A 5,048-nucleotide genomic window follows, 5' to 3' on the forward strand; every position below is an offset into this window, starting at 1 on the left:
TCATTTCTATAACAGTACTAAAAGTTGAGTACTGAACTATTAGCACGGATTGATAAGAATCGAGTCTATTGTCTCACATATGACTATGATTTTCGAGGTACGGAGTATTTACCGTTTACATAAATAGTACGCCAGGATATGATCATATTGAGAATAAATCCAGCGATTAATTTTGTGAAAGTGCTGGATAACTTGAATTTTATGATTTTCATATTTTCCTATAATGTGGGGAGCGAATTCCATTCGGTCTATTACATTTTCTGAAAATCCATTGAGAAACATTAATAAATATCATCAAATCTAATATTTGCTTTTTGAATTTATAACAATAGTACATAAAAGAAAGTGATTTTTTGTACATTAAGAAAGATAAAAACATGATATGTAAAAATTGTACCAGAAAGTTTTTTAGACATTCTGGTCTTTTTTTATGTCGAAATCTGTCGCTTAATTTATCAAAAAAACAATATTTGTATCATCCTACTAGAGCTCCATAAAGTAATAAAAAATTTTTTCTTTTTTTCGATTTTTTTCTGATTTTCACCTGTAGTTATTGTGAAAGGGAAAATTAGAAATTTTTATTACGGCTATCTGCAGAGGGGAGGTGATCCCCTTGAAATTAACCCAACATGAAAAAGACATTGTACAGAGAAAATTTTTTACTTACTGCATAAAAGTACTAAGTGGCGAAGCATCGAATTATCTTGGTGAATTGAAGCGACTTCATAAAAAGGAGGTGACTTTTTCTGAACTGTTACAAAAAGATTTAAATAAGATGTATTGTTATGATGACTATGAAATAGCAGAAGAGTTTTCTGTGATGGGTAGACAAATTTTTGTTTATGATGAATGGCTCAGTGAAGCACTGAAAAAGCTTCCTATAAAAAAACGGGAAATTATATTGATGCTTTTCTTTTTAGATATGACGGAAAAAGAAATTGCACAATATTTAAAGATGGTACAGAGCACAGTGCATTATCATAAAAAAGATTCATTGAAGAAATTGAGAAAATATATGGAGTAAGAATATATGAAAGCACGAAAGAATAAAAAACTGCCGGAATTTGAAATAATAGAGGCAGCTATTCAGGGAGATACGGAAGCAATCAACTACATTGTCTACTATTTTCAACCGTTTATTAATCAAAAAGCCAAAAGGAAATGTGAAGATGAATATGGAAGAACCTATTATGTGACTGATGAATATATGAAACGGCGGATGGAAACAAAGTTGATTACAAAAATCCTGGATTTTAAGATTCAGGTCTGATTAGTAAGCAGAAGCATTCCCTTTCTGCTTCTGCTTACGGAAAAATATTTTTTTGAGCTACATGTATCTTGAGTTATTCTCACTTTGCGACAGTATGTCGCAAAGTTCAATAATAAAAAGAACGTAAAAAACTGATTTGTAATACTATCATAGGAATAATTTAAAATGGAAAAGGAAAGAATTAGTCATTAAAGAAAGGAGTATTTTATGGAAAAAGTGAAAACAGCGACGGTAAATCGCTCTGACTTGAAAGATATCCATGATGTGGTAATTGATACAAAAAAACCATGCCGTGAGAGGATTAAGGATTTTATTTCACAGATGGGGTCTCCGTATTGTTATCTGGATGATGGCATAGTGGTTGAAATAGGATATGCGAATACTCAAGTGAGCCTGCAGGATCGTCTGGTTTCTTATGTAAGTGGAGTAGATCAGGAAATTGGAAATTAAATGTAATGTGTAAGAGGATGTTGACATGTAGTTTAAAATCCGCCATAATGAGTATGGTTAATGAGGGTAACTTTGTCAGTTGCTATGGATAATGTACCAGAAACAAATTTCCTGATGATTTTTGGAATTAAGGAGGTTTGTTATGGTTGCAGATACAATTTTTCATTCTAAATCAGATTTAAATCTTTATGATGCAATGGCCTATTACCGTTTGTCCAAAGAAGATGGAGAAGGGGAGGTCAGTGACAGCATATCTAACCAACGTAAGCTTATTCATGCTTATATTGAAAATCACCCGAATATTACTTTAATAGAAGAAGCATATGATGATGGATACACAGGAACAAATTTTGATCGTCCAGGATTTCAGGCTGTTATTGAAGCAGTGAAATCAGGACGAGTAAACTGTGTTATAGTCAAGGATTTGTCCCGTTTAGGAAGGGAATATATAGAAACCGGAAAATATCTGGAAATGATTTTTCCTTCCTTTGGAGTACGTTTTATTGCAATCAATGACGATATTGACAGTGAGAAGACAACAACTGGGGAGGATATCATCATTCCTATAAAAAATATTATGAATGAATCCTATTGCCGTGAGTTGTCAAAAAAATTAAGAAATCAATTTCGGATACAGCGAAGCAAAGGAGAGTATTTAGGGGCATTTGTCTGCTTTGGATATCACAAATCCTTGGAAGATAAACATAAACTTGTTATTGATGAGTATGCAGCAGAGATAGTACGAAGTATTTTTTCTATGAAGATAAAGGGCTACAGTCAGGCTCAAATTGCAAATTTTTTAAATAAAGAACAGATTTTGCCACCAGCTGAGTATAAGAAAAGTATTGGACTAAAATATCAAAGTGGTTTTCAGGGTACGTCCCAGACAGGATGGCGGGCCGTCACAGTCAGTAGAATTTTGAAAAATCGTATTTATATTGGAACATTAGTGCAGGGTAAACGTGGTACACCGAATTATAAAATAAAAAAAATGAGGGTGCGCGATGAAAATGAATGGGTCATTGTTGAGCATAACCATCCTCCAATTATTGATCCACTGATTTTTTCTACCGTGCAAAAACTGATGGAACGTGATACACGCCGATCTCCGTATCGGAATACGGTCCTGCCTTTAGCAGGGACATTGTTTTGTCCAGACTGCCATCGTGCGATGCAGCTTAGGAATGTGAAAAGAGGAAATCGAAAATATTATTATTATGTTTGTGCAACGTATAAGAATGGTAAAGGGTGTAGTAGTCATAGTATTGAGCAAAACAAATTAGAAAATATTGTTCTCCGGACAGTTATCAATCAGATCCAAATGATTGTGGAAATGGATCAGCTGATACAGAAAATGGACGCACAGATGGCTGTAAATTTTAGAGTAAAAGGTCTTGACCTTAAGATTGCAAAAAAGAATGATGATCTTGACAGCCTGAAAGAATACCGTGCAAAGCTATATGAAGCATTGATAGAAGATTTGATAGACCATGATGAATATAATAAAATGCGTCAGAAATATACCATCCAGATTCAGGAAACTGAAGAAACTATTTGTAAACTGAATGCGCAGAGAGAGAGCATACTGCTAAAACCAGATATGGATCGGAACTGGGTACTGCAATTTGCAAAATATCAGAATATGCAGGAATTATCCAGAGAATCAGTTGTCACGATGATTGACCGTATTTATGTATACGGAGACAGCAGAATAAAGATTGATTTTAACTATAGAGATGAAATTGTCCGATATCAGGATCTTGTGAAGCAGGAGGTAATATAAATGGCACGAAAAAGCAGAATAGTTATCCAGGGAGAACAACAAAAGAAACCCAATAGGATTATTTTGGCAGGCCAGTATGGACGTCTTTCTGTGGAGGACGGGGATAACATAGAACAAAATTCAGTTGGGAATCAGCAAAAGGTATGCATACATTATCTGGATGCCCACCCAGAAATCAAACTTGTTGATCAATATTTTGATAATGGATATACAGGGATGAATTATGTTCGTCCAGATTTTCAGCGTATGATGGAAGATGTAAGGAAAGGGCGTATCAACTGTATTATAGTGAAAGATTGTTGTGCGATAATGGGACTAAATCAGAAAGACCTTGAAAATCAAGGGATTCTGGCTTAGTCCCTTCTTTTTTGACCTGAAAGAGGAACAATCGCACTACAATCGGCGCACTGGATCAAAACCGGCTGGCGGTGGCTATGGAGGTACACTGTATAAGCCCTTCCCGTTGCGCTGCCCACAACGAAAGGAGTCCATCATGAAACAGGGAACTTTAGTTTATGACCACGCAACGGATCGGTACGACATTCGCTTTGACCTTGACTGCTACTACGGCGGTCTGCACTGCGGGGAATGCTTCGATGTCATGGTCGGGGGCAAGTGGAAACCCACCCGGATCGAGATGGCTGCGGACTGGTATCTCGTCGGCATCCGCACGGACGATTTGCAGGGATTGAGGGTGAGGATGTGAAGACTTTTCTCAAGGAAGTGCTGCTTCCTCTGCTGATTGCCCTTTGCCTTGCCGCATTCTTCAAACCGGTCTATATGGCGGACGGCGTGTGTGACTACTTCCTGATGTGGCTCTGTGTCGGCTTCCCATTCGGCATCCGCAGGATGTGTCTCTGGCTCGTCCCCTTCGGTTACGGCATATCCGGCACAGTAGGAATCTTCGCACTCAACATCATCATCGGCGGTCTTATCGGAGGACTCGCCCTGATTGTCGGGCTGCTGCTCGGCCTCATCCATACCATCCGAGAAATCATCTGAATATCTGAAAAGCTAAGAGGGTTTGTTTCATTCTCCAATTCGGAGCATGAAGCAAACCCTCTTTTTTTGTTGCCCGAAAGCTGGAACAATCTGCCTCTTGCAGATGACGGCGGTGCGGCGAGGAAAGGAGATAAAACAAAATGAGCTACATGACAGCCGGTAAGCTGCAAGCCTTTGAAGCCCTCATGAAGGAGATACCCGGCCACAACCACTATGACAGCGGATGCGACGGGATCTGCCCGGAATGTCGGTCGTGCTGCTTCCATCGTCCATACTGGAAATATCAAACCTGTGTCTTCGAGGAATGTCCCTATTCCCCGGTGAAGCTGTCAACGCTGCGCTGTCAGCCGGTGATGGCAAGGGAGGGATAACCGCATGGCAGTCTATCGCGTCAACAAAAACCGTGGCTACACGGTCATGGCAAATTGGTCCTATGTCAAGAAAAAGTACAAATTAAATATGCCCTTTTAATGTTGAGTTACCCTGCTAAAGCTTCAGCTCTTTCATCTAATGCTGCATAGTATTCTTTTTCATACTGATCTG

Annotated in this window: 8 protein-coding genes; all 8 read left to right on the top strand. The window is 38.4% G+C overall.

The genetic code is table 11. From position 1 onward, the window contains the following. The first annotated feature begins 613 nt into the window (after nucleotides 1–613). The 8 genes from B5F87_RS19925 to B5F87_RS19960 all read left to right on the top strand — a co-directional run bounded on the left by B5F87_RS19925 (nucleotide 614) and on the right by B5F87_RS19960 (nucleotide 4,876). Nucleotides 614–1,024, top strand: coding sequence for a sigma-70 family RNA polymerase sigma factor (locus tag B5F87_RS19925; RefSeq protein ID WP_087284323.1), 411 nt, complete (start codon nucleotides 614–616; stop codon nucleotides 1,022–1,024). A gap of 6 nt (nucleotides 1,025–1,030) precedes the next feature. Beyond that, on the top strand, nucleotides 1,031–1,270 hold the full coding sequence (locus B5F87_RS19930) for a helix-turn-helix domain-containing protein (RefSeq protein ID WP_087284326.1): 240 nt from the start codon (nucleotides 1,031–1,033) through the stop codon (nucleotides 1,268–1,270). Nucleotides 1,271–1,477: 207 nt separating this feature from the next. Next, nucleotides 1,478–1,720 (top strand): DUF6870 family protein, encoded by a 243-nt coding sequence (locus tag B5F87_RS19935; RefSeq protein ID WP_087284329.1) that lies wholly within the window; start codon nucleotides 1,478–1,480, stop codon nucleotides 1,718–1,720. Nucleotides 1,721–1,862: 142 nt separating this feature from the next. Further along, on the top strand, nucleotides 1,863–3,503 hold the full coding sequence (locus B5F87_RS19940; protein WP_087284332.1) for a recombinase family protein: 1,641 nt from the start codon (nucleotides 1,863–1,865) through the stop codon (nucleotides 3,501–3,503). Further along, nucleotides 3,504–3,860, top strand: coding sequence for a recombinase family protein (locus B5F87_RS19945; RefSeq protein WP_087284335.1), 357 nt, complete (start codon nucleotides 3,504–3,506; stop codon nucleotides 3,858–3,860). Nucleotides 3,861–3,996: 136 nt separating this feature from the next. After that, nucleotides 3,997–4,209 carry a DUF5348 domain-containing protein gene (locus tag B5F87_RS19950; RefSeq protein ID WP_044986815.1) on the top strand — a complete coding sequence of 71 codons (213 nt, stop codon included), beginning with the start codon at nucleotides 3,997–3,999 and terminating at the stop codon, nucleotides 4,207–4,209. Next, nucleotides 4,206–4,505, top strand: a complete 300-nt coding sequence (locus B5F87_RS19955) for a DUF6050 family protein (RefSeq protein ID WP_083864338.1) — start codon at nucleotides 4,206–4,208, stop codon at nucleotides 4,503–4,505. Before B5F87_RS19950 ends, B5F87_RS19955 begins: the two co-directional genes overlap by 4 nt. Nucleotides 4,506–4,645: 140 nt before the next feature. Further along, entirely contained in the window at nucleotides 4,646–4,876 is a 231-nt protein-coding gene (locus B5F87_RS19960) for a hypothetical protein (protein ID WP_083864339.1), read from the top strand. Nucleotides 4,877–5,048 lie beyond the last annotated feature (172 nt).

Origin of the sequence: Eubacterium sp. An3 (assembly GCF_002159465.1) — a bacterium.
Lineage (GTDB): Bacteria > Bacillota > Clostridia > Lachnospirales > Lachnospiraceae > Anaerobutyricum > Anaerobutyricum stercoris.

Bases quoted from the DNA above. Each gene is read 5' to 3' on its own strand.
- B5F87_RS19940 (WP_087284332.1), top strand. From the start codon at position 1,863: ATGGTTGCAGATACAATTTTTCATTCTAAATCAGATTTAAATCTTTAT.
- B5F87_RS19935 (WP_087284329.1), top strand. From the start codon at position 1,478: ATGGAAAAAGTGAAAACAGCGACGGTAAATCGCTCTGACTTGAAAGAT.
- B5F87_RS19950 (WP_044986815.1), top strand. From the start codon at position 3,997: ATGAAACAGGGAACTTTAGTTTATGACCACGCAACGGATCGGTACGAC.
- B5F87_RS19930 (WP_087284326.1), top strand. From the start codon at position 1,031: ATGAAAGCACGAAAGAATAAAAAACTGCCGGAATTTGAAATAATAGAG.
- B5F87_RS19960 (WP_083864339.1), top strand. From the start codon at position 4,646: ATGAGCTACATGACAGCCGGTAAGCTGCAAGCCTTTGAAGCCCTCATG.
- B5F87_RS19945 (WP_087284335.1), top strand. From the start codon at position 3,504: ATGGCACGAAAAAGCAGAATAGTTATCCAGGGAGAACAACAAAAGAAA.